Annotated in this window: 1 protein-coding gene; it reads left to right on the top strand. The window is 58.2% G+C overall.

Translation table 11 applies throughout. The features are described from left to right. A partial coding sequence (locus LRP49_RS25260; RefSeq protein ID WP_420791675.1) for a calcium-binding protein occupies nucleotides 1-232 on the top strand: 232 nt, incomplete at both ends.

The following is a 232-nucleotide window of genomic DNA, read 5'->3' as shown; positions in this document are numbered from 1 at the left end:
TGAAGGCGGCAACGGCGACGATGGCCTCTGGGGTGAAGACGGTGACGACGTACTTGTTGGCGGTCATGGTAACGATCACCTCAACGGCGGTAACGGCAATGACCAACTTCACGGCCAGTGGGGTCACGATGACATGCACGGTCTGGGTGGCAATGACGCCCTTTACGGCTGGACAGGTAACGATACCTTGCGTGGCGGTGACGGCAATGACCACCTTGATGGCCAACAAGAT

It is taken from the genome of Enterovibrio qingdaonensis (assembly GCF_028683135.1).
Taxonomy (GTDB): Bacteria; Pseudomonadota; Gammaproteobacteria; order Enterobacterales; family Vibrionaceae; genus Enterovibrio; species Enterovibrio qingdaonensis.
This window is presented reverse-complemented; position numbering and strand designations above follow the sequence as displayed.